This is a genomic window from Rhizobacter fulvus (assembly GCF_964020785.1).
In genome coordinates this window covers 1,911,046-1,933,407 of sequence record NZ_OZ224516.1, presented here as the reverse complement: position 1 = coordinate 1,933,407, position 22,362 = coordinate 1,911,046, and the positions used below count along the sequence as shown (strand labels likewise).

Sequence of the window (22,362 nt, the reverse complement as noted above, 5' to 3'; positions counted from 1 at the left end):
CATGACTGATCGCACCACGCTTCACGGCCTCCAGGTCGCCACCACGCTCCACCGCTTCGTCGAGGAGCAGGTGCTGCCCGGCACCGGCATCGACGCCGCCGCCTTCTGGCAGGGCTTCGACGCGATCGTCAGCGACCTCGCGCCGAAGAACGCCGCGCTGCTCGCCGAGCGCGACCGGCTGCAGACCGAGCTCGACCACTGGCACAAGAAGCACCCCGGGCCGATCAAGAATCCGGTCAAGTACCAGGCCTTCCTGACCAAGATCGGCTACCTGGTGCCGGTGCCGCCGGTCGTCAAGGCGACGACGAAGAACGTCGACGCCGAACTGGCGCTGCAGGCCGGCCCGCAACTCGTCGTGCCGATCACCAATGCCCGCTACGCGCTGAACGCCGCCAACGCGCGCTGGGGCTCGCTGTACGACGCGCTGTACGGCACCGATGCGATCTCCGAGGCAGACGGCGCCGAGAAGGGAACGGGCTACAACCCGGTGCGTGGCGCGAAGGTGATCGATTACGCACGCCATGTGCTCGACCGCACCGCACCGCTCAAGAAGGGCTCGCATGTCGACTCGACCGGCTACAAGGTGGTCGCCGGCGCGCTCGTCGTCACGCTCGCGAACGGCACGACGACGGGCCTGGCCAAGCCCGCGCAATTCATCGGCCACCAGGGCGATGCGGCCGCGCCGTCCGGCGTGCTGCTGCAGCACAACGGCCTGCACCTGGACCTGCGCATCGACCGCTCGACCGCGATCGGCAAGACCGACCCGGCCGGCGTGGCCGACCTGGTGCTCGAAGCGGCGCTCTCGACCATCCTCGACCTGGAGGACTCGGTGGCGGTGGTGGATGCCGACGACAAGGTCCAGGCCTACGGCAACTGGCTCGGCATCCTGAAGGGCACGCTGACCGAAGCGGTGAGCAAGGGCGGCAAGACTTTCACGCGCGGCCTGAATGCCGACCGCGTCTATGTCGGTGCCAACGGTGAACCCGTCCGCTTGCACGGCCGCTCCCTGCTGTTCCTGCGCAACGTCGGCCATCTGATGACGAACCCGGCGATCCTGTGGGGCGCGGACGGGCAGGAGATTCCCGAAGGCATCATGGACGCCGTCATCACGACGACCATCGCGCTGCACGACCTGCAACGCCACGGCAAGGACGGCATCGTCAACTCGCGCAAGGGCTCGGTCTACATCGTCAAGCCCAAGATGCACGGCCCGGCCGAGGTGGCGTTCGCGAGCGAGCTGTTCGGCCGCGTCGAGCAACTCCTCGGGCTGCCGAAGGCGACCGTCAAGCTCGGCATCATGGACGAGGAGCGCCGCACCAGCGTCAACCTGAAGGCCTGCATCGCCGCCGCGGCCGACCGTGTCGCGTTCATCAACACCGGCTTCCTCGACCGCACCGGCGACGAGATGCACACCGCCATGCAGGCCGGCCCGATGCTGCGCAAGGGCGACATGAAGGGCAGCGCCTGGATCGCCGCGTACGAGCGCAACAACGTGCTGGTCGGCCTGCAATGCGGGCTGCGCGGCAAGGCGCAGATCGGCAAGGGCATGTGGGCGATGCCCGACCTGATGGCCGCGATGCTCGAGCAGAAGATCGCGCACCCGCGCTCGGGCGCCAACACCGCCTGGGTGCCGAGCCCGACCGCCGCGACGCTGCATGCGCTGCACTACCACCAGGTCGACGTGGCCGCGGTGCAGAAGTCGCTCGAGAAGACCGATGCGGCTGCCGTGGCGCCCGCGATCCTCGAAGGCCTGCTGACCGTGCCGGTCGTCAAGAAGGCCAAGTGGACCGACGCCGAGCGCCAGCAGGAGCTCGACAACAACGCGCAAGGCATCCTCGGCTACGTGGTGCGCTGGATCGACCAGGGCGTGGGCTGCTCCAAGGTGCCCGACATCCACAACATCGGCCTGATGGAAGACCGCGCGACGCTGCGCATCAGCAGCCAGCACATGGCGAACTGGCTGCTGCACGGCGTGGTGAGCAAGAAGGAGGTCAACGCGACCCTCAAGCGCATGGCCAAGGTCGTCGACCGGCAGAACGCCGGCGACCCGCTCTACCGGCCGATGGCCGGCCGCTTCAAGGAATCGGCCGCCTACCAGGCTGCGCACGATCTGGTGTTCAAGGGCCTGGTGCAGCCGAGCGGCTACACCGAGCCACTTCTGCACGCCTGGCGGCTGAAGGTCAAGGCGTTGTGATCCGGCGCGGGCGCTGCGGCGCCCGCGAGGGGTAGAGTCGCGCGCTGCGCCCACCGGCGCGTCGACACGACCCGCGGTTGACCGACCGCTGCAGGAGCCCCGCTTGAGATTGCCCGCCTTCACCCTGAGCCTCGCAGCCGCCGCGCTGCTCGTCGCGTGCGCCGGCACGCCCTCGGCCTTCCGCCCGGCCGCGCCCACCAGCGGCGTCGACCTGGCGGCGATCGATCCCGGCGTCCGCCCGCAGGACGATTTCTACGCCCATGCGAACGGCCGCTGGCTCAAGGCCACGACCTTCCCGCCCGACAAGGCCTACATCGGCGCCGCCGAGCAGATCCACGACACCACGCAGCAGCACCTGCGCACCTTGGTCGAGGAGGCTCAGCGCCGCCCCGCCGATGTCGACGCGCGCAAGATCGGCGAGCTCTACGCCAGCTTCATGGACGAGGCGACGGTCGAGCAACGCGGCCTCGCGCCGTTGCGCGCGGAGCTCGCGGCCATCGATGCCGTCACCGATGGCCGCGGGCTCGCGGCACTGATGGCGCGGCTCGGCGCGATCGGCGTCGGCATGCCGATCGGCATGTACATCGGCCAGGACGACCGCGACGCGACGCGCTACGTGCCCTCGCTGGTGCAATCCGGCCTCGGCCTGCCCAACCGCGACTACTACCTGAACCTGGACGACGCGAAGTTCGCCGCGGTGCGCGGCAAGTACGTCGAGTACCTCACGACCCTGCTGACCCTCGGCGGGCAGCACGCGGCCGGCGCCGCCGCCGGCGCCAGGGCCATCCTCGCGCTCGAGACCGAACTGGCCCGCGCGCAATGGAGCGCGGTCGAGAACCGCGACCCGGTCAAGGCCTACAACCGTGTCGCGCTGACCGACCTGGCCGCGCTGGCGCCGGGCCTGGACGCGCCGGCCTACCTGGCTGCCGCCGGCCTCGCCGGCCGCACGCCCGATGTGCTGGTGCGCCAGCCCAGCTACCTGACCGGCCTGGGCCGGCTGGTCGCGGCGACGGCGCTGCCGACCTGGAAGGTCTACGCGCGGGCCAAGCTGCTCGGCGCCTATTCGCCGTACCTGGGCCGCGCGTTCGTCGACAACCGCTTTGCCTTCGCCGGCACCGTGCTGAGCGGCACGACCGAGAACCGTCCGCGCTGGAAGCGCGGCATCGCGCTGGTCGACGAGTCGATCGGCGAGGGCCTGGGCCGCGCCTACGTGGCCCGCTACTTCCCGCCGGCCAGCAAGGCGCGCATGGACGCGATGGTCGATAACCTGCGCGCCGCCTACCGCGAGAGCATCGTCACGCTCGACTGGATGGGCCCGGCCACGCGCGCGCAGGCGCTGGCCAAACTGGCCAAGTTCAACACCAAGATCGGTTACCCGGCGCGCTGGATCGACTACGCGACGCTCGAGATCCGCCGCGACGACCTGGTCGGCAACGTGATGCGCGCGCGCCGCTTCGAGGACACGCGCCAGCTCGCCAAGCTCGGCCAGCCGATCGACCGCGGCGAGTGGCAGATGAACCCGCAGACGGTGAACGCCTACTACGACGCCTCGATGAACGAGATCGTCTTTCCCGCGGCCTACCTGCAAAAGCCCAACTTCGATCCCGACGCCGACGACGCCGCCAACTACGGCGCGATCGGCAGCGTGATCGGCCACGAGATCAGCCACGGCTTCGACGACGAGGGCGCGCAGTACGACGGCGACGGCAACCTGCGCGACTGGTGGACCGACGCCGACAAGACCCGCTTCGCTGCGAAGACCAAGGCGCTGGTCGCGCAGTACGACGCGTTCGTCGCCGTGCCGCCGGCCTACCACGTGAACGGCGAGCTGACGCTCGGCGAGAACATTGCCGACAACTCCGGCCTCGCGATCGCGTGGAAGGCGTGGCAGCGTTCGCTGAACGGCAAACCGGCGCCGGTGATCGACGGGCTGACCGGCGCGCAGCGCTTCTTCTACGGCTTCGCGCAGGCCTGGCGCGGCAAGGCGCGCGACGACGCGCTGCTCGCGCTGATCAAGTCCGACCCGCACTCGCCCGACGAGTTTCGCGTGCTCGGCACGCTGCGCAACCACCCGGCCTTCGACGCCACGTTCGGCCTGAAGCCGGGCGACGGCATGTACCTGCCGCCCACCGAGCGGGTCTCCATCTGGTGACCGACACCGACCCGCATCCGCACTCGCGCGCCGGCCTCGAACGGCGCTTCGGCCCGCGCTACCGCTGGCGCGTGCTGCTGACGGTGATGATCGGCACGATGGCGTCGATCATGGCGTCGACCATCGTCAACGTCGCGGTGCCCGACATGAGCCGCGTGTTCCACCTCGGGCAGGAGCGCGCGCAGTGGCTGTCCGCCGGCTTCATGGCGGCGATGACGCTGTCGATGCTGACCACGCCGTGGCTGCTGCAGCGCTTCGGCTATCGCCACACCTACTACGGCGTCGTGTCGCTGCTGCTGGCCGGCGGCGTGATCGGGGGCCTGAGCCCGTGGTTCGAGCTGGTGCTGGCGATGCGCGTGGCCGAGGGCCTGGCGGCGGGCGTGCTGCAGCCGATCCCGGCAATCGTCGTGATGCACGCCTTCGGCCGCGCCGAACAGGGCAAGGCGATGGGCATCTTCGGCTTCGGCGTCGTGCTCGCGCCGGCGATCGGGCCGAGCGTCGGCGGCGTGCTGGTGGAGTGGTTCGGCTGGCGCTCGATCTTCTTCGTCGTCGCACCGTTCTGCCTGGTCGCACTGCCGCTGGCGCGCCGCTACCTGCCGATCAGCGCGCCCGGCGGCGCCCCGGTGGACCGGGGCGGTGCGCGGCTCGACGTGGTCGGCCTCGGGCTGATGGCGATCGCCGTGCTCGCCCTGCTCAACGGCATGGTGCAGCTACATGGCGCCGGCACCGCCACCGGCTGGGCGCTGCTCGCGTGCAGCGCCACCGCGCTGATCGGCTTCATCGCGCACCAGCGCCGCGGCGCGCAGCCGCTGATGGCGCTCGGGCTGTTCGCGCATCGCAACTTCGCGCTGGGTGGCGTCGTCGCGTTCATCTACGGCATGGCGCTGTTCGGCTCGACCTACCTCGTGCCGGTGTTCATGCAGATCGCGCTGCAGCTGCCGCCGAGCCAGGCCGGCGCCGCGCTGCTGCCGGCCGGGATCGTGCTCGCGCTGACGATCCCGTTCGCCGGCCGGCTTACCGACCGGCTACCGTTCGGCCGCATCGTCGCCTTCGGCCTGTCGCTGCTCGCGGCCTCGTTCCTGCTGATGGTCACGGTCGGCCCGGCGAGCTCGCTGTGGTGGATCGTCGCGTGGGCGGTGGTCGGGCGCATCGGGCTGGGCTTCGTGCTGCCCTCGCTCAACGTCGGCGCGATGCGCGGCCTGCCGGACACGCTGATCTCGCAGGGTGCGAGCACGATCAACTTCATGCGCCAGCTCGGCGGCGCGGTCGGCATCAGCCTGGTCGGCATCGTGCTCGAATGGCGGCTGCAGGCCCAGCCCGGCGCGGCGGTGCGGGCCTTCCACGAGACCTTCGTGCTGGTCGGCTTCATCACCGCGTGCGCGGTGATCGCGGCCTTGCGCATGGGCGTCCCCGCGCCCGGCTCGTCGCCGTCCGCCTCCTAGAATCCCACCGCTTTATCCGGTCCCTTTCGCGCCCATGAATCTCGGCATCGACTCCCTCCCCGCCGCGTGCGACGTGCTCGTGATCGGCGCCGGCCCGGCTGGCGGAAGTGCCGCGCTGTTGCTCGCCCGCGCCGGGCTCGACGTGGTGCTGGTCGACCAGCACGCGTTCCCGCGCGACAAGGTCTGCGGCGACGGGCTGATCCCCGATTCGCACCACGCGCTGCGCAAGCTCGGCCTGCTCGACGAGGTGATGGCGCAGGCGCAGGCGAGCGGCTTCGTCGGCTGCATCGCGCCGCGCGGCGGCCGCATCGACGTGCCCGGCGTGCTCGCGGTGCTGCCGCGCAAGCAGCTCGACCTGATCGTCTGCCGCGCGGCGGTCGCGGCCGGCGCGCGCATGTTCGCGCCGGTGCGCTTCACCGCGCCGATCGAGGAGAACGGTGTCGTCGTCGGTGCGCAGCTCCACCACGGCGACGTCACGCGCGACGCGCGCGCGCGCTGGGTGCTGCTGGCCACCGGCGCGGTGCCGCAGGCGTTGATTGCCGCGGGCATGTCGAGCCGGCACACGCCGAGCGGTGTCGCGCTGCGCGGCTACGTGAAGAACGACGCGATGGTCGGTCGCATCACCGCGCTCGAGGTCGTCTGGCACCGCGCGCTGACGCCGGGCTACGGCTGGATCTTCCCGTGCCGCGACGGGGTGTTCAACATCGGCGTGGGCATCGCCGACAGCCACAGCGAGCACAAGGGCGGCAAGCTGACCAAGCAGGAGGTCAATCTGCGCCAGGTGATGAGCGATTTCCAGTCCGCCTACGAACCGGCGCGCGCGCTGATGCAGGGCGGCACGCTGCTCGGGCCGATGAAGGGCGCGCCGCTGCGCTGCACGCTCGAAGGCGCGCGCTACACGCGGCCCGGCCTGATGGTCGTCGGCGAGGCGGCCGGCAGCACCTACTCGTTCACCGGCGAGGGCATCGGCAAGGCCTTCGAAACCGGCATCCACGCGGCCGAGGCGGTGCTGGCGGGCGGCATGCGGCCCGAAGCCGCGGTGCGCGCCGACTACGAGGCCCGCCTGCTGGCGCTGAAGCCGCGCTTCGACCTGTACCAGCGCGCCAACGTCGTCAACCGCCACCCCTGGCTCGCCGACCTGCTGATCTGGCGCGCGAAGCGCAGCCCGCGCATCGTCCGGCGCATGAGCGGCGTGCTGAACGAGACCAGCAACCCCGGCAACCTGGTCAGCGTGAAAGGCATCGCGCGGCTGTTCCTCGATCGACGCTGAGCGACCCGACACCATGTGCCAACTCCTCGGCATGAACGCCAACACGCCGACCGACGTGATGTTCAGCTTCACCGGCTTCGCCACCCGCGCCGAGGAACACAAGGACGGTTTCGGGATCGCGTTCTTCGAGGGTGCCGGCGTGCGGCTGATGGTCGACGCGCAGAGCGCGCGCGAATCGCCCGTGGCCGAGATGGTGCGGCGCTTCCCGATCCGCAGCGAGAACATCATCGCCCACATCCGCAAGGCGACGCAGGGGCAGGTGACGCTGGCGAACACGCATCCGTTCGTGCGCGAGTTGTGGGGCCGCTACTGGGTGTTCGCGCACAACGGCGACCTGAAGGGCTTCGCGCCACGGCTGCACGGCGCGTTCCGGCCGGTCGGCGAGACCGACAGCGAGCGCGCGTTCTGCTGGCTCATGCAGGAGCTGGCGAAGGCGCACGCCACCGTGCCACCGATCGCCGAGCTCACCGCGACGCTGCGCGAACTCGCGCCGATCCCGGCCGCGCACGGCACCTTCAACTTCATGCTGAGCAACGGCCAGGCCCTGTGGGCGCACTGCTCGACGCACCTGCACCACCTGGTGCGCCAGCACCCGTTCACGCGCGCCTCGCTGCAGGACGACGACGTGACGGTCGACTTCGCCCAGCACACGTCGGCCCGCGACCGGGTCGCGGTGATCGTGACCGAGCCGCTGACGCGCGACGAAGCCTGGACCGCGTTCGCGCCGGGTGAACTGCGCGTGTTCGTCGACGGCGCACCGCAGCCGGTGTGAGGCGCGGGAAACCGGTTCCGGAGGACGCAGCGAGGGTGAATTGGGGCAAACTGTACGGTTACCGAATGCCGTGCCACCGCGTTCTGCCGCATGCCCACCGCCTTGATCGCCGATGACGAAGAGGCGCCGCGCGCCCAGTTGGTCGCGGCGTTGGGCAGCGCCTGGCCGGCATTGCAGGTGGTCGCGGAATGCGTCAACGGTGTCGACGCGTGGGACGCCTACCTCGAGCACGAGCCGGCGGTGTGCTTTCTCGATGTGCGCATGCCCGGGCTGACCGGCATCGAGGTCGCGCAGCGCATCGGTCCGCACGCCCGCGTGGTGTTCGTGACCGCCCGCGGCGACCATGCGCTGGCCGCCTTCGAAGGCGGCGATGTCGACCATGTCGTCAAGCCGATCGACCCGCGTCGACTGGCGCTGACGATCGAGCGCGTGCAAACGCATCTGGCCGCGCCCGACCGTGCCGCCGACGATCGGCAGCACTTGCTGGCGCAGCTCGTCGGCCAGGTCCGCAAGCCGGCCCCGCTGGAGGCGATCCAGGCCGGCTCCGGCAAGGAGACGCAGTGGGTGCCGGTCGAGCGGGTGGCCTACTTCGAGGCCGACAGCCGCTACACGCGCGTCGTCTGCGGCGGGCCCGACGGCGACGCCGAATGGGCGATCCGCACGCCGCTGAAGGAATTGAGCGCGGAGCTCGATCCCGCGGTGTTCTGGCAGATCCACCGATCCGTCATCGTTCAGCACCGGCTGGTCGCGGGCGTCGAGCGTGGTCCCGGCAGCATGCTGCTGAGCTTGCGCGGTCGCAGCGAGAAACTGCCGGTCGCGCGACACTTCCAGTCCCTGTTCCGCGACCGGTGAGCCGGCCGCGGCCCGAACCAACCCCCCCCGAGCCGAGACCCCGACCGACCCATGACGACCCCCGCCACGCCGGTGCCGCGCTTCGACACCTTCTACCGCCACGACGAACTCACCCGCCTGCTGTTCGACTATGCCGATGCCCACCCCGGGCTGGTCTCGGTCGCATCGATCGGCAAGAGCTACGAAGGCCGCGACATCTGGGTCGCGACCGTCACCAACACCGCCACCGGCCCCGACACCGACAAGCCGGCGTTCTGGGCCGACGGCAACATCCACGCCGCCGAGCTGACCGCCAGCACCGCGGTGCTGTACTACCTGCACCAGCTCGTCACCGGCTTCGGCAGCGACGACCAGGTCACGCACCTGCTCGACACCCGCGTCGTCTACCTGTGCCCGCGGCTGAACCCGGACGGCGCCGAACTCGCGCTCGGCGACAAGCCGCGCCACATCCGCTCGAGCACGCGCCGGTATCCATACGACGAGGACCATGTCGAGGGCCTGACGGTCGAGGACATCGACGGCGACGGCCGGGTGCTGTTCATGCGCATCCCCGACCCGCACGGCGGCTACAAGAAGTGCGATCGCGACCCGCGCCTGATGGTGCCGCGCCGGCCCGGCGAGTTCGGCGGCGAGTACTACCGGCTGATGCCCGAGGGCTCGCTGACGAACTACGACGGCCTGACGATCCAGGTCAACAAGGACCCGGAAGGCCTGGACCTGAACCGCAACTTCCCGGCCTTCTGGCGCCAGGAGTTCGAGCAGGCCGGCGCCGGCGACTACCCGACCAGCGAGCCCGAGGTCAAGGCGATGGTCGACTTCGTGCTCGCGCACCCGAACATCGGTGCGGCGATCAGTTATCACACGCACAGCGGCGTGATCCTGCGGCCGATGGGCACGCAGAGCGACGACGACATGATCCCGGAGGACCTGTGGTCGATCAAGCGCTTCAGTGCGCTCGGCACCGAGCTGACCGGCTACCCGGCGGTGAGCATCTGGCACGACTTCAAGTACCACCCGAAAGAGACGATCGGCGGCACCCAGGACTGGCTGTACGAGCACCTGGGCGCGCTGTTCTGGGTGGTCGAGCTGTGGGGCCCGAACAAGGCCGCCGGCATCACCGACTACAAGTGGATCGACTGGTACCGCGACCATCCGATCGAGGACGACCTGAAGCTGCTGAAGTGGAGCGACGAGCAGTGCCGCGGCGATGCCCACCCCGACTGGCGCCCGTTCATGCACCCGCAGCTCGGCGCGGTCGAGATCGGCGGCTGGGACAAGATGAATTACTGGCGCAACCCGCCACCCCAGTTGCGCGAGCGCGAGGTCGCGCGCTTCCCGGCGTGGATGAACCAGATCGCGCTGAGCCTGCCCAAGCTCGAACTGCTGCGCACCGAAGTGCGTGCGCTCGGGCCGGACACCTGGCGCATCCGCTTCGCGGTCGGCAACGCCGGCTGGCTGCCCGCCGCGGTGACGAAGCGGGCGCTGGCGCGCAAGGTCGTGCGCGGTGTGATCTTCGAGATCCACCTGCCGCCCCACCACCCGGAGGTCGCGCTGATCGGCGGCAAGCCGCGCGTCGAGGGGCCGCACCTGGAGGGCCACGCCCCGAAGGCATCGCTGCAGGCCTTCCTGCCCAACCGCGAGGTCACCGGCGACCGGGCCGTGGTCGAGTGGGTCGTGCGGGCACCGAAGGGCACGCGCCTCGCGTTGACGGCCCAGGCCGAGCGTGCCGGCGTCGTGCGCACCGAGGTTCGCCTGGACTGAAGCGGCGGGACACCCGTCACCGCGCTGTGCTTCAATCGCGCATCGACTCAGGAGCATCCACGCATGAATCCCATCAAGTTGGTCGCGATCGTGCTGATCGTCGCCGGTGTCCTGGGGCTGGCCTACGGCAGCTTCAGCTACACCAAGGACACCACGGTCGTGAAGCTCGGGCCGCTCGAGGTTTCGGCGAAGCAGAAGGAGACGGTCAACGTGCCGATCTGGGCCGGTGTCGGCGCCATCGTCGTCGGCGGGCTGCTGCTGGTGCTGGGCGGCAAGCGCGGCTGAAGGGGGGTCGTGCGATGAAGGCCCGCCTGCTTCCTGCGCTCGTCGCTGCGGCCATCGGCCTGCCCGCGGCGCACGCGGCCGACATCTATCGCTGGGTCGACGACGCCGGCAAGACCCACCTGTCGGACACGGTGCCCGAGAAGTACCGGAGTCGCGCGACCCGGGTCGACTCGGACGCGTACGAATTGAGCCCGGCGCAGCGGGCGATCGCCGAGGCGCGCGCCCGCCGGGCGGGCCGTGCGGCGGCGGCCTCCACCGCCTCGTCGCCAGCGCCCGCGATCAGTCTCGGCGGTGCGCCCGCTGCCTCGATCGGCGCGGCGTCGCGCGCCGCCGCGAACGATACGCGCGACTGCGCAGGCTGGCAGAGGCGCTACATCGAAAGCCAGGAATGCTTCGCCCCCTACAAGCTCGTCAACGGCGGCATCAAGCCCGAGGCGTTCCAGCGCTGCACCGAAGTGCCCGACCCGGCCACCGCGTGCGGCGCGCCGCGCACGCCCTGAGCGCCGCGCCGACGCGCTAAGCTCGCACCCCGTTTTCTTCACGCGCAGGAGCTGTCGGCATGGACCCCCAGAATCTTCGGATCGTCCCGGTCTTCTCGATGGACGATCAGGCCTGGATGCGGCGCTCGTCGGTCGCGATGCCGAAGTTCTGGCAAGGCCACAGCGTCGCACCGCTGGTCGGCGACGTGCTGCGCATCGGTGGCCGGCAGTTCGCCGTGCAGGGCCGCGTCTGGGAGCACGACGGCACCGCGCCGGTGCTGCGGCTGTTCCTGAGCAGCGGCCACGCCGAGAGCGACACCGTCTTCGGCTGATCCGTCGGTCGGCGCGCGCTATGACGCGGGTGCCTGCGCAGGAGCTGGTGCTGCGCGATGCGGTCACGGCCGATGTCCCCTGCCTAAGGTTCGCGCAATCGACGCGGCACATCACCCACGCGCTGCTGACGACGCCGGCCGCCCGCGCGGTCGAGCTCGTCCGCCTCTACGTGCAGCGGCCCTTCCTGGGGCGCGGGATCGGCACCGCGCTGCTGCGCCGCTGCGAGGCGCAGGCCAAGGCCGACGGGGCATCGACGCTGTGGCTGACCGCCTGGGTCGGCAACGAGCGCGCGCGGCGCTTCTACGCGGCCCGCGGCTACGTCGACCAAGGGGCCACGACCTACGCCTTCGACGGCGAATCGTTCGAGAACCGGCTGTACGCGCGCCAGTGGCGCTGAGCCCGCCCGTCAGTCGTCGAGCTCGCTGCTCGACGCGGTACGCGGCAGCACCGGTGCCTCGCTGAGCGCCTGACGCCAGACCTTCTTCGGCAGGAAGGTGCGCAGCTGCTCGATCGCCTTGTCGATCAGCGCGGGATGCAGTTCGTGGCCGATGCCGGGGAGCACGTCGGCGGTCACGTCGGCGCCGAGCTCGACCAGCGTCTGCGCCGAGTCGACGGCGGCCGCCGCCGGGATGACCGGGTCGGCCAGGCCGTGCAGCAGGTGCACCGTGGTGTCCAGCGGGGCGTGCGCCGGCGCGCTCGCGTGGCGGCCGGCGAAGGCCAGCACGCGGCCGGCCAGCAGCGGCTCGGCCTGGACGGCCTCGAGTGCCATGATCGCGCCCTGCGAGAAGCCGGCCAGCGCGGTGCGCTCCCAGGCCATGCCGAAGCGCCCCTGCAGCGCCCGCACGGTCGCGACGAAGGCCGGCAACGCGGCCGCCACGCGCCCGGGTCGGTTGTGCTCGTCGACGCCGCGGACCGAGAACCACTGGTGGCCCGCGCCGCTGCCGGGCACCGCGTCGAACGGGTCGGGCGCGTTCAGGCACAGCACCGCGGCCTGCGGGTACTCCTGCACCAGGCGGCGCGCCAGCGGCACCATCGCGTCGGCGGTCGCGCCGACGCCGTGGAACAGCAGGTACAGCAGCTCGGGGTCGCCCGACTCGGGCAGGTGGGCGAGGGCGGAGGTGGTCATGGCACGCGGCGGTCGTGATGTCGTTGACGCCAGTGGAACACGACTGGGCGGGGCGCTCCGGCGACCTGGCGAAATGCCGCAGAATCGGGCCGCCCCGAACGACCCTGGAGACCGCGTGGAGCTTTCGATCAACGGCCAGACCCGCACGCTCCCGGACGCCGCGGTCGACCCGGCCATGCCGCTGCTGTGGGCGCTGCGCGACGTGCTGGGCCTGACCGGCACCAAGTTCGGCTGCGGCGTGTCCGCCTGCGGGGCCTGCACCGTGCAGGTCGACGGCCAGGCGGTGCGCAGCTGCGTCACGCCGCTGTCCGGCGTGGCCGGCAAGCGCATCGTGACGATCGAGGCGCTCGGCAGCGCAGCGGCGCCGCACCCGCTCCAGACGGCCTGGATCGACCACCAGGTTCCGCAGTGCGGCTACTGCCAGAGCGGCATGCTGATAGCGGCCGCGGCGCTGCTGGCGTCCAAGCCGAACCCGAGCGACGCCGAGATCGACGCCGCGATCACCAACATCTGCCGCTGCGGCACCTACCCGCGCATCCGCGCGGCGATCCGCAGCGCCGCGGCGGCGCTGCGCCCGCCCATCGCGACGAAGCTCGCGCGGGCCAAGCCATGAAGCGCCGCACGCTGCTGCTGAGCGGCCTGGGCGCGGCCGGCGCACTGGTGGTCGGCTGGGGCGTGCTGCCGCCGCGCGGCCGCCTCGGCAGCGCGGATTCCTTGCCGGTCGTACCGGGCGAGGTCGGCCTGAACGGCTGGATCAAGGTTGCCGAAGACGGCACGGTCGTGCTGGCGATGCACCGCAGCGAGATGGGTCAGGGCGTGCACACCGCGCTGGCGATGCTGGTCGCCGAGGAGCTCGACATCGCGCTCGCGAAATTGCGCCTGCAGCAGGCCGGGCCGGACGCGCTGTACGGCAACGTCGCCGGGTTCGTCGCGTCGCTGCCGTTCCACCCGGCCGACACCGAGGCGGGCCACGAGACGACGATGGTGAAGTCCGGCCAGTGGATCGTCGCAAAGCTCGCCCGCGAGCTCGGCATCAACATGACCGGCGGCTCGTCGACCGTCGCCGACGCGTGGGACGTGCTGCGCCTGGCGGCCGCGACCGCGCGCGCGCAGCTGCTCGGCGCCGCATCGCTGGCGTGGAAGCTGCCGGTCGCCGAACTCGGCGTGAAGAACGGCGTGGTCAGCCACGCGTCGGGGCCGCAGGGCCACTACGGGCTGTTCGCGAAGGCCGCGGCCGCGACGCCGCCCGGCGACGTGGTGCTGAAGGCGCCGAAGGACTGGACCCTGATCGGCACCGCGGCGCCGCGCATCGACCTCGCCGCCAAGGTCGACGGCAGCGCGCAGTTCGGCATCGATGTGCGCCTGCCGGGGCAGCTCTACGCGGTCGTGCGCCACAGCCCGATGCTGGGCGGCGCGCCCGGCGCGGTGCGGGCCGATGCGGCGATGGCGCTGCCCGGCGTGGAGCGGGTCGTGCGCCTCGGGCCGGTCGCCGGTTCGACCGCGGCGCTCGCGGTCGTCGGTCGCACCTACTGGCACGCGCAGCGCGGTGCGCAGGCCTTGCAGGTCGAGTGGCAGGCGCCGCCGGCCGGCACGGTGTCGAGCGCGGCGATCGCCGAGTCGCTGGGCCGCACCGCGCGCAGTGCGGCGGCCATCGGCGGCGGTACGACGTTCCACAGCCGCGGCGACGTGACGGTGGCGGCAGGCGCCGCGGCGCGGCAGGTCGAGCAGCTCTACAGCGCGCCGTACCTCGCCCATGCGCCGATGGAGCCGATCAACTGCACCGCGCGCGTCGCCGACGGGAAGGTCGAGGTCTGGGTGCCCACGCAGGTGCCGGGCGCGGCGCGCGCGCTGGCCGCCCGCGTGGCCGGCGTCGCGCCGGACGCGGTCACCGTACACGTGACCTACCTCGGCGGCGGCTTCGGCCGGCGGCTCGATGTCGATGTCGTCGGCCAGGCCGTGCGCGTCGCGATGGAGACCGGCGGGCGCCCGGTGCAGCTGGTCTGGCCGCGCGAAGAGGACCTGACCCACGATTTCTACCGCCCCGCCGGCGTCGCGCTGCTGCAGGCCAGTCTCGACGCCACCGGCATGCCGACCGCGCTGCGCATCACCAGCGCCGGCGACGCGATCACGCCGCGCTGGATGGAGCGCAGCCTGCCCGCGCTCGCCGGCCCGATCGACATGCCGGACAAGACCGCGGCCGAGGGCCTGATCGACCTCCCGTACGGCATCCCGAACCAGCGCATGGCGCACGTCGCCACGCACAGCGGCGTGCCGGTCGGCTTCTGGCGTTCGGTCGGCCATTCGCACAACGCGTTCTTCTCGGAGGGCTTCATCGACGAGCTCGCGCACGAGGCCAGGCAGGACCCGGTCGCGTTCCGCCTCGCGTTGCTCGCGGCGGCGCCGCGCCATGCCGCGGTGCTGCGGCTGGCGGCCGAGAAAGCCGGCTGGGGGCAGCCGCTGCCGGCGGGCGTGGCGCGCGGCGTGGCGCTGCACGACAGCTTCAACAGCATCGTCGCGCAGGTGGTCGAGGTGTCGATGGACGGCGGCCGGCCGCGCGTGCGGCGGGTCGTCTGCGCCGCCGATGTCGGCACGGTGGTGAACCCGGGCATCGTCGCGCAGCAGATGGAGAGCGGCATCCTGTTCGGGCTGAGCGCGGCGCTGTACGGCCGCATCGACATCGACGCCAGCGTCGTGCGCCAGACCAACTTCCCGACCTACCCGGTCGTGCGGCTGGCCGAGGCGCCGCGCATCGAGACCCACCTGGTGCCGAGCACGCGGTCGCCGGGCGGGGTGGGCGAGCCGGGCACGCCGCCGATCGCGCCGGCGGTCGCGAATGCGATGTTCGTGCTGACCGGCCGGCGCATGCGCTCGCTGCCGCTGGTGGCGTGAGCGCCGCGGTGCGCTCAGAATGACGGTCCAGTCGCCGGTTCTGTTCCTCCACCATGATGCCCGAAGCCCCCCTCCTGACCAGCCAGGTCATCGTGCAGGTCTGCCTGTTCCTGATCGCCGCGATCGCGATGGCCGGCGGCGCGCTGCAGTTCGTGCTCGGCCAGCCGGAGACCTCGCCGCGACTGGACAACGTCCACCGCTTCATGGCGGGCGTGTACTTCTCGACCGGGCTGATCAGCCTGTGGGCCGCGCTGACCGTGCGCCAGCAGGGCACGCTGGTCTACCTGCTCGCGCTCGGCGTGCTGCTGGCGGGGGTCGGCCGGCTTGTCTCGATCGCGAAGGTCGGGCTGCCGAAGCCGGCGCCGGTCTGGCTCGGCTACCTGATCCCCGAACTCGTGCTGCCGTTCGTGCTGGCCATCGCCCACCACCGAACCGGCTGATGCGCCGCGCGACCGCATGCACCCCTTCGACACCGCCACGCTGATCGAGCCGCCGTCGGACGGCCATTTCCGCGGCCACACCAGCCCCGCCTACGCGAACATGGTCGGCCCGTTCGGCGGCGTGACCGCGGCCTGCGTGCTGCAGGCCGCCCTGCAGCACCCGGCGCGGCAGGGCGATCCGGTTGCGCTGACGGTCAACTTCGCGGCGGCCCTGGCCGACGGCGACTTCGAGCTCGTCGCGCGGCCGCTGCGCACCAACCGGTCGACTCAGCACTGGTCGATCGAGCTGTCGCAGGGCGGCGAGATCGCGGCCAGCGGCAGCGCGGTGTTCGCGCTGCGCCGCGAGACCTGGTCGGCCCCCGAGGCGGCGCCGCCGGCCGACATCCCGCCGCCCGACGCGCTCGCGCGCTCGCCCGTGTTCGGCCGGCCTGCCTGGACGCGCCACTACGACATGCGCTTCGTGCGCGGCCCGATGCCCGAAGTGTTCGACGCCGCGCACCAGGCCGACTCGCACAGCGAGGTCTGGACGCGCGACGAGCCGCCGCGTCCGCTCGACTTCATCTCGCTCGCGGCGCTGTGCGACAGCTTCTTCCCGCGCATCTTCGTGCGCCGGCGCGAGCTCGCGCCGATTGGCACGGTGTCGCTGACGACCTACTTCCACGCCGACGCCGCCCTGCTCGCCGCGCAGGGCGCGCGGCACGTGCTCGGCACCGCCCGCGCGCTGAACTTCCGCAACGGATACTTCGACCAGAGCGCCGAGGTCTGGGGCGACGATCGCCAGCTGCTCGCGAGCAGCCACCAGATCGTCTACTACCGGGCCTGAACGCGGCGCGCCGGCACCAGCGCGGCGAGCGTGCGGCGCAGCTTGCTGGCGTCGATCGGCTTGGTCAGGAAATCGTTCATGCCGGCGTCGAGCGCCTCGGCGCGCTCGGACACCAGCGCGGCGGCCGTCAGCGCGATGATCGGCAGCGCCTCCGGCGCGTAGTGGCGGCGCAGTTCGCGCGCCGCCTCGTGCCCGCCCATCACCGGCATCTGCACGTCCATCAGGACCACGTCGAACGGCCGGCCCTGGCCTGCCGCCGCGTGCACCGCGTCGATCGCGGCGCGGCCGTCGTGGGCCTGCTCGACGTGCACGCCCCAGTGCTCGAGCATCGCGACCGCGATCATCATGTTGACGGGGTTGTCCTCGGCCATCAGCACGCGCGCGTCGGCGAGGTCGGCGATCTCGCTCGCCTCGGTGCTGGCCGAGCGCTGCACCGGCGCGCTGCTCGGCAGCGGCAGGTCGGCCCAGAAGGTGCTGCCGTGCCCGGGCGTGCTCTCCATGCCGACCGCCCCGCCCATCAGCTGCGCCAGCTCGCGGCAGATCGACAGGCCCAGGCCGGTGCCGCCGTAGCGCCGCGTGGTCGACGAATCGCCCTGCGAAAACGGCCTGAACAGCCGCGCCTGCGTTTCGTCGGGCACGCCCGGTCCGGTGTCGGAGACCGCCAGCCGCACCGCGCCGTCCGGGCGCAGCGTCGCCGCGATGCGCACGTGGCCACGCTCGGTGAACTTGAGCGCATTGGTGATGAAGTTCGACAGGATCTGCCGCACCCGCAGCGGGTCGCCGCGCACGGTGGCGGGGAGCTGTTCGTCGATGTCGAGCAGCAGCGCCAGTCCCTTGACCGCGGCCAGCGCGTCGTAGGCGTGGTGCACGGCCTTCAGCGCATCGCGCAGGTCGAACGGCGTGTCCTCGAGTGCGAACTTGCCGGCCTCGATCTTCGAGACATCGAGGATGTCCGACATGATGCCGCCCAGGCTCTCGGCGCTGTCGACGATCTGCGCCAGGTACTGCTGGCGCCGGGCCTCCGGCAGGTCGGCCTGCATCGCCAGACGGGCGAGCCCGAGCAGCCCGTTCAGCGGCGTGCGGATCTCGTGGCTGGTGTTGGCGAGGAACGCGCTCTTGGCGCGGCTCGCGGCCTCGGCCGCGTCGCGCGCCGCGGCGAGTGCGGCATCGAGGCGGCGCCGCTCGGTCACGTCCTCGGCGATCCAGATCGTGCCGCCGTTGACCGGGTCGTTGCGGTCGACCACCTGAGCCAGCAGGCGGCACCAGAAGCGGCTGCCGTCGCGCCGGCTGACGCGGCGCTCGATCTCGAACGGCTTGCCGGTCGAAAGCAGCGGCCCGGCCAGCTCGCTGATCTCGCGGTGGTCGCGGTCGGTGGACCAGACCACCGAGCCGGGCTCGCCCGGCAGCGTGCCGGCGGGCCAGCCGAACATGCGCTCGAAGTACGGGTTGGCCTGCACGAAGCGGCCGGCGCGCGTGAACGCGATGCCGATCGAGGCGCGTTCGAGGATCGCGGCGTGCTGCAGCCGGGTGCGCTCGCTGTCGGTCACGTCGCGCGCGTTGACGACGAGGTAGTCGCGCCGGTCCATCTCGAAACGCCCGGCGCCGAGCAGCATCGACACGTGCGCGCCCGACTTGGCGACGAACACCGCGGGCAGGTCGAGCACGGTGCCGTCGCGCTCCACCCGCGCGAGCAGGTTCGCGGCCTGCGCCGGGTCGGCCCACAGGCCGAGCTCGGCGCCGGTGCGTCCGACCACCTCGTCGGCAGCGAAGCCGGTGACGCGGCAGAACGCCGGGTTGACCAGCGTGTAGCGACCGGTCTCCATCTCGGCCAGCGCGATGCAGTCGGGACTGGTCGCGAACAGCTGCGACAGCATCGCCTCGCTGCGCCGCAGCGCGCCTTCGGCGGCCTTGCGCGCGGTGATGTCGAAGAAGATCGACAGGTTGGCCGGCCCGCTGACGGTGTCGACCCGGACCGCGGTCGCCTGCACGCTGAGCGGACGTCCGTCGACGGCGCGCAGCTGGAAGTCCGCCACCGCCAGGCCGTCGCCGAGCGGCATCGACTCCAGCTGTGCGAGCCGTTCGAGCACACGCTCCCGTTGCGTCCCCGGCGGGAAGAGCGTCACGATCCCGATGCCGTTCATCGCCGCGGCGTTCGCAAAGCCGAACAGCCGCGCCGCCGCTTCGTTGGCATCGAAGATCGTGCCGCGCCGATGCAGGAACAGCGGTGATGGCGAGCGCGTGAACAGCTCGCGATAGCGGGTCTCGCTCGCCGCGACGGCGCGCTGCGCGAGCACTTCTTCGGTCACGTCGCGGGCGACGCCCCAGTAGCCGCTGAACGCGCCGGCAGCGTCGAACTTGGGCTCGCCGCTGATGCTCACCGTGCGCCATTGGCCGTTCGGCTCGCGGCAGCGTGCAAGCACCGCACTGAACGCGCGGTGTGCTTCCAGGTCGGCGCGGTGCGCGTCGAGCTGCTCGTCGGTCAGGCCCATGCGCTGCGGATCCCACGGCGGCTGGAGGGTGGCGCCGGTCTCGACGGCGTCGGCCGCCACCTTGGCGACCCGGGTGAACTGGAACTGCCGGTCCTGCTCCCAGTACCAGTCGGCGGCGACGCGCAGCAGCCCGCGGAAGCGCTGCTCGCGTTCATGGGCCGCGCGCAGATAGTGGTCGAGGACGCGGGCGATCAGCACCCCGCCGATGGAGCTGCTCACCACCATCAGGCTCTGGTACAGCAGCGCCGCCGGCAGCGGCGTGGGCGTACCCGCCGCGATGGGCGTCAACCCGTTCATCTCGAGCCAGGCGAGCAGCAGCACCTGGGCCAGCGCGAACGCACCGAGCGCCGGGCCCGACCAGGCGCCGAGCACCGCGCCGGTCGCCAACACGACCAGCAGGCAGAAACCCATTACCGGGCTGCGCAGGCCTTCGCCGAGCGAGAAGCTGACCGCACTGCTCAGCGCAATCGCCAGCAGCGCGACCGCCCACATTGCGGCGCGGATCGGGAAGTTCCGCTGCGCGCTCAGGCGCGCCAGCACGGCACAGAACAGGGCGAAGCACGCCAGTGCGGCGACCACGCCGAGCTGCCGCGACGGCGCCAGCGCCGAGGGCAGCCAGCCGAGGATGGCGGCGCTCATCGTCGTCGCCGCCGCCGTCGTGCCGAAGTAGAACCGACCGATGATCCGCGCGGCGGAGTCGGGCAGTTGAACGTCGGCCGCGAGGAAAGTCATCGTGCGTGGGACATCGAAACTCGGCGCATGGTACGAGTTCAAGCCGTTTCGCGTCGTGCGAAGTGACCGCAATGAGTCAATTTGGCTCATGCAGGCGGCCGCCGCGCGCGGCAGCGCTGTCTCAGGACGCCGCCGGTCGCGCGGCGTTCAGCTCGGCGCGCGCCGCCTGCGCCGCCGCCCGCGCCGCCTCCGCAAAGTTGTCGCCCCGGCTCGCGTACAGCACGGCCCGCGACGAGCTGACGATGATCGGTGCGTCGGGGCGCCAGCCGGCGCGCACCGTCGCGGCCGCGTCGCCGCCCTGCGCACCGATGCCCGGAATCAGCAGCGGCAGCGTCGGGGCGAGCTCGCGCACCCGTTCGATCTCGGCCGGGAAGGTCGCACCGACCACCAGGGCCAGCTGACCCGAGCGGTTCCAGGGTCCGGCTGCCAGACGCGCGATGTGTTCGAACAGCTTGTCGCCGTTGGGCAGCGTCTGCGCCTGCAGGTCCGAGCCGCCGGCGTTCGAGGTGCGGCACAGCAGGATCGCTCCCTTGCCGTCGTAGGCCAGGTAGGGTTCGATCGAGTCGAAACCCATGAACGGCGACAGCGTTACCGCGTCGGCCTGGTAGCGCTCGAACACCTCACGCGCGTACTGCTCGGCGGTGCTGCCGATGTCGCCGCGCTTGGCGTCGAGGATCACCGGCACCTCGGGCGCGACCTGGTGGATGTGCGCGATCAGCCGCTCGAGCTGCTCCTCGGCGCGGTGGGCGGCGAAGTAGGCGATCTGCGGCTTGAATGCGATCACCAGATCGCGGGTCGCGTCGACGATGGTTGCGCAGAAGTCGAAGATGCGCGTCGGGTCGTCCCTCCACGACCCGGGGAACTTCGCGGGGTCGGGGTCGAGGCCGACGCAGAGCATCGAGTCGTTGGCGGCTTCGGCGCGGGCGAGCTGGGTGGTGAAATTCATCGCGCTCACCCGATCCGCTTGGCCAGTTCGACCGCTCGGCCGGTGTAGCTGCCCGGTGTCATCGCGAGCAGGCGCTCGCGTTCGGCGGGCGGGATTTCGAGCGTCGCGATGAACGCGGCGATCGCCTCGCGGGTGATGGCCTTGCCGCGCGTCAGCTCCTTGAGCCGCTCGTACGGGTTCGGCAGGTTGTAGCGCCGCATCACGGTCTGCACCGGCTCGGCCAGCACCTCCCAGGCGTGATCGAGGTCGTCGGCGAGCGCGGCTTCGTTGATCTCCAGCTTGTCCAGGCCGCGCAGCAGCGAGTCCAGGCCCAGCAGCGAATAGCCGAGCGCCACGCCCATGTTGCGCAGCACCGTGCTGTCGGTCAGGTCGCGCTGCCAGCGGCTGACCGGCAGCTTCTGACTCAGGTGGGTGAGCAGCGCGTTGGCCAGGCCGAAGTTGCCCTCCGCGTTCTCGAAGTCGATCGGGTTGACCTTGTGCGGCATCGTCGACGAGCCGATCTCGCCGGCCTTGGTGCGCTGCTTGAAGTAACCCAGGCTGACGTAGCCCCAGACGTCGCGCGACCAGTCGATCAGGATCGTGTCGGTGCGCGTGACCGCGTCGAACAGCTCGGCCATGCAGTCGTGCGGCTCGATCTGGATCGTGTACGGGTTGAACGTGAGGCCGAGCTGCTGCTCGATCACGCGGCGCGCGAACGCCTCCCAGTCGAACTCGGGGTAGGCGGCGAGGTGGGCGTTGTAGTTGCCGACCGCGCCGTTCATCTTGGCCAGCAGCTTCACGTCGGCGATGCGGGTGCGCGCATGCGCGAGCCGCGCGACGACGTTGGCGATTTCCTTGCCGACGGTCGTCGGGCTGGCGGTCTGGCCGTGGGTGCGGCTGAGCATCGGCACGGCGGCGAGCGTGTGCGCCATCGCCGTCAGCTTGGCGATCACCTTGTCGAGTGCCGGCAGCAGCACCTCGTCGCGGGCGGCGCGCAGCATCAGGCCGTGGCTGGTGTTGTTGATGTCCTCGCTGGTGCAGGCGAAGTGCACGAACTCGCCGGCGGCGCGGAGCTCGGCCATCGATTCGAAGCGTGCCTTCAGCCAGTATTCGACCGCCTTCACGTCGTGGTTGGTGGTGCGCTCGATGTCCTTGATCGCCTGCGCGTCGGCTTCGGAGAAGCGCAGCACCAGTCCGCGCAGCAGGCCGCGCGCGGCCTCCGAGAGCGGCTTGAATTCGGCGAAGCCGGCATCCGACAAGGCGATGAACCACTCGACCTCGACTTGCACGCGCCGGTGCATCAGCCCGAATTCGGACAGCAGCGGGCGCAGCGCGGCGACCTTGGCGGCATAACGGCCGTCGAGCGGCGACAGGGCGGAGAGGGCGGACAGGTTCATG

Annotated in this window: 19 protein-coding genes; 15 read left to right on the top strand and 4 right to left on the bottom strand. The window is 71.5% G+C overall.

Going from position 1 to position 22,362, the window contains the following annotated elements; genetic code table 11:
* The first annotated feature begins 1 nt into the window (after window position 1).
* From ACWH49_RS09220 to ACWH49_RS09170, 11 genes are all read left to right on the top strand, one after another.
* Window positions 2–2,194: a malate synthase G gene (locus tag ACWH49_RS09220; protein WP_448171190.1), complete on the top strand. Its 2,193-nt coding sequence runs from the start codon at window positions 2–4 to the stop codon at window positions 2,192–2,194.
* 103 nt (window positions 2,195–2,297) lie between these two features.
* A complete protein-coding gene (locus ACWH49_RS09215; RefSeq protein ID WP_448171189.1) occupies window positions 2,298–4,346 on the top strand; it encodes a M13 family metallopeptidase in 2,049 nt (682 codons plus the stop codon).
* Entirely contained in the window at window positions 4,343–5,788 is a 1,446-nt protein-coding gene (locus tag ACWH49_RS09210) for an MFS transporter (protein ID WP_448171188.1), read from the top strand. Before ACWH49_RS09215 ends, ACWH49_RS09210 begins: the two co-directional genes overlap by 4 nt.
* Window positions 5,789–5,822: 34 nt before the next feature.
* Window positions 5,823–7,058 (top strand): NAD(P)/FAD-dependent oxidoreductase, encoded by a 1,236-nt coding sequence (locus tag ACWH49_RS09205; protein WP_448171187.1) that lies wholly within the window; start codon window positions 5,823–5,825, stop codon window positions 7,056–7,058.
* A gap of 13 nt (window positions 7,059–7,071) precedes the next feature.
* On the top strand, window positions 7,072–7,830 hold the full coding sequence (locus ACWH49_RS09200) for a class II glutamine amidotransferase (protein ID WP_448171186.1): 759 nt from the start codon (window positions 7,072–7,074) through the stop codon (window positions 7,828–7,830).
* Between the two features lie 90 nt (window positions 7,831–7,920).
* Window positions 7,921–8,682 (top strand): LytR/AlgR family response regulator transcription factor, encoded by a 762-nt coding sequence (locus ACWH49_RS09195; RefSeq protein WP_448171185.1) that lies wholly within the window; start codon window positions 7,921–7,923, stop codon window positions 8,680–8,682.
* Between the two features lie 51 nt (window positions 8,683–8,733).
* Entirely contained in the window at window positions 8,734–10,443 is a 1,710-nt protein-coding gene (locus ACWH49_RS09190) for a M14 family metallopeptidase (RefSeq protein ID WP_448171184.1), read from the top strand.
* Between the two features lie 63 nt (window positions 10,444–10,506).
* Window positions 10,507–10,728 (top strand): hypothetical protein, encoded by a 222-nt coding sequence (locus ACWH49_RS09185; RefSeq protein WP_056466594.1) that lies wholly within the window; start codon window positions 10,507–10,509, stop codon window positions 10,726–10,728.
* 14 nt (window positions 10,729–10,742) lie between these two features.
* The gene (locus ACWH49_RS09180) at window positions 10,743–11,228 is read left to right on the top strand and encodes a DUF4124 domain-containing protein (RefSeq protein ID WP_448171183.1); all 486 of its coding nucleotides are present in this window, start codon (window positions 10,743–10,745) and stop codon (window positions 11,226–11,228) included.
* Window positions 11,229–11,287: 59 nt separating this feature from the next.
* Window positions 11,288–11,539 carry a hypothetical protein gene (locus ACWH49_RS09175; RefSeq protein WP_056466588.1) on the top strand — a complete coding sequence of 84 codons (252 nt, stop codon included), beginning with the start codon at window positions 11,288–11,290 and terminating at the stop codon, window positions 11,537–11,539.
* A gap of 20 nt (window positions 11,540–11,559) precedes the next feature.
* A complete protein-coding gene (locus tag ACWH49_RS09170; RefSeq protein ID WP_448171182.1) occupies window positions 11,560–11,937 on the top strand; it encodes a GNAT family N-acetyltransferase in 378 nt (125 codons plus the stop codon).
* A 9-nt stretch (window positions 11,938–11,946) separates the two neighbouring features.
* Here ACWH49_RS09170 and ypfH read toward each other — a convergent pair whose 3' ends face one another.
* Window positions 11,947–12,666, bottom strand: a complete 720-nt coding sequence (ypfH, locus tag ACWH49_RS09165) for an esterase (RefSeq protein ID WP_448171181.1) — start codon at window positions 12,664–12,666, stop codon at window positions 11,947–11,949.
* Window positions 12,667–12,781: 115 nt separating this feature from the next.
* Between ypfH and ACWH49_RS09160 the strand changes: the two genes are divergently transcribed.
* From ACWH49_RS09160 to ACWH49_RS09145, 4 genes are read left to right on the top strand one after another with little or no spacing between them, the layout of a single operon-like run.
* A complete protein-coding gene (locus tag ACWH49_RS09160) occupies window positions 12,782–13,279 on the top strand; it encodes a (2Fe-2S)-binding protein (protein ID WP_448171180.1) in 498 nt (165 codons plus the stop codon).
* Window positions 13,276–15,555, top strand: coding sequence for a molybdopterin cofactor-binding domain-containing protein (locus ACWH49_RS09155; protein ID WP_448171179.1), 2,280 nt, complete (start codon window positions 13,276–13,278; stop codon window positions 15,553–15,555). The genes ACWH49_RS09160 and ACWH49_RS09155 overlap by 4 nt, the downstream gene beginning before the upstream one ends.
* A gap of 56 nt (window positions 15,556–15,611) precedes the next feature.
* Window positions 15,612–15,995, top strand: coding sequence for a DUF4345 family protein (locus ACWH49_RS09150; RefSeq protein WP_448171178.1), 384 nt, complete (start codon window positions 15,612–15,614; stop codon window positions 15,993–15,995).
* A 16-nt stretch (window positions 15,996–16,011) separates the two neighbouring features.
* Window positions 16,012–16,818, top strand: coding sequence for an acyl-CoA thioesterase (locus ACWH49_RS09145; protein ID WP_448171177.1), 807 nt, complete (start codon window positions 16,012–16,014; stop codon window positions 16,816–16,818).
* Here ACWH49_RS09145 and ACWH49_RS09140 read toward each other — a convergent pair.
* The 3 genes from ACWH49_RS09140 to purB all read right to left on the bottom strand — a co-directional run bounded on the left by ACWH49_RS09140 (window position 16,806) and on the right by purB (window position 22,361).
* On the bottom strand, window positions 16,806–20,039 hold the full coding sequence (locus ACWH49_RS09140) for a PAS domain S-box protein (RefSeq protein WP_448171176.1): 3,234 nt from the start codon (window positions 20,037–20,039) through the stop codon (window positions 16,806–16,808). The genes ACWH49_RS09145 and ACWH49_RS09140 overlap by 13 nt on opposite strands.
* Window positions 20,040–20,160: 121 nt before the next feature.
* Window positions 20,161–20,985: an orotidine-5'-phosphate decarboxylase gene (gene pyrF / locus ACWH49_RS09135; RefSeq protein WP_448171175.1), complete on the bottom strand. Its 825-nt coding sequence runs from the start codon at window positions 20,983–20,985 to the stop codon at window positions 20,161–20,163.
* A 5-nt stretch (window positions 20,986–20,990) separates the two neighbouring features.
* The gene (gene purB, locus ACWH49_RS09130) at window positions 20,991–22,361 is read right to left on the bottom strand and encodes an adenylosuccinate lyase (protein WP_448171174.1); all 1,371 of its coding nucleotides are present in this window, start codon (window positions 22,359–22,361) and stop codon (window positions 20,991–20,993) included.
* Window position 22,362: the final 1 nt, after the last annotated feature.

Excerpts from the sequence above, each read along its gene's own strand:
- ACWH49_RS09220 (WP_448171190.1), top strand. The coding sequence starts at position 2 with ATGACTGATCGCACCACGCTTCACGGCCTCCAGGTCGCCACCACGCTC.
- ACWH49_RS09205 (WP_448171187.1), top strand. The coding sequence starts at position 5,823 with ATGAATCTCGGCATCGACTCCCTCCCCGCCGCGTGCGACGTGCTCGTG.
- ACWH49_RS09200 (WP_448171186.1), top strand. The coding sequence starts at position 7,072 with ATGTGCCAACTCCTCGGCATGAACGCCAACACGCCGACCGACGTGATG.
- ACWH49_RS09195 (WP_448171185.1), top strand. The coding sequence starts at position 7,921 with ATGCCCACCGCCTTGATCGCCGATGACGAAGAGGCGCCGCGCGCCCAG.
- ACWH49_RS09190 (WP_448171184.1), top strand. The coding sequence starts at position 8,734 with ATGACGACCCCCGCCACGCCGGTGCCGCGCTTCGACACCTTCTACCGC.
- ACWH49_RS09185 (WP_056466594.1), top strand. The coding sequence starts at position 10,507 with ATGAATCCCATCAAGTTGGTCGCGATCGTGCTGATCGTCGCCGGTGTC.
- ACWH49_RS09180 (WP_448171183.1), top strand. The coding sequence starts at position 10,743 with ATGAAGGCCCGCCTGCTTCCTGCGCTCGTCGCTGCGGCCATCGGCCTG.
- ACWH49_RS09175 (WP_056466588.1), top strand. The coding sequence starts at position 11,288 with ATGGACCCCCAGAATCTTCGGATCGTCCCGGTCTTCTCGATGGACGAT.
- ACWH49_RS09170 (WP_448171182.1), top strand. The coding sequence starts at position 11,560 with ATGACGCGGGTGCCTGCGCAGGAGCTGGTGCTGCGCGATGCGGTCACG.
- ypfH (WP_448171181.1), bottom strand. The coding sequence starts at position 12,666 with ATGACCACCTCCGCCCTCGCCCACCTGCCCGAGTCGGGCGACCCCGAG.
- ACWH49_RS09155 (WP_448171179.1), top strand. The coding sequence starts at position 13,276 with ATGAAGCGCCGCACGCTGCTGCTGAGCGGCCTGGGCGCGGCCGGCGCA.
- ACWH49_RS09150 (WP_448171178.1), top strand. The coding sequence starts at position 15,612 with ATGCCCGAAGCCCCCCTCCTGACCAGCCAGGTCATCGTGCAGGTCTGC.
- ACWH49_RS09145 (WP_448171177.1), top strand. The coding sequence starts at position 16,012 with ATGCACCCCTTCGACACCGCCACGCTGATCGAGCCGCCGTCGGACGGC.
- ACWH49_RS09140 (WP_448171176.1), bottom strand. The coding sequence starts at position 20,039 with ATGACTTTCCTCGCGGCCGACGTTCAACTGCCCGACTCCGCCGCGCGG.
- pyrF (WP_448171175.1), bottom strand. The coding sequence starts at position 20,985 with ATGAATTTCACCACCCAGCTCGCCCGCGCCGAAGCCGCCAACGACTCG.
- purB (WP_448171174.1), bottom strand. The coding sequence starts at position 22,361 with ATGAACCTGTCCGCCCTCTCCGCCCTGTCGCCGCTCGACGGCCGTTAT.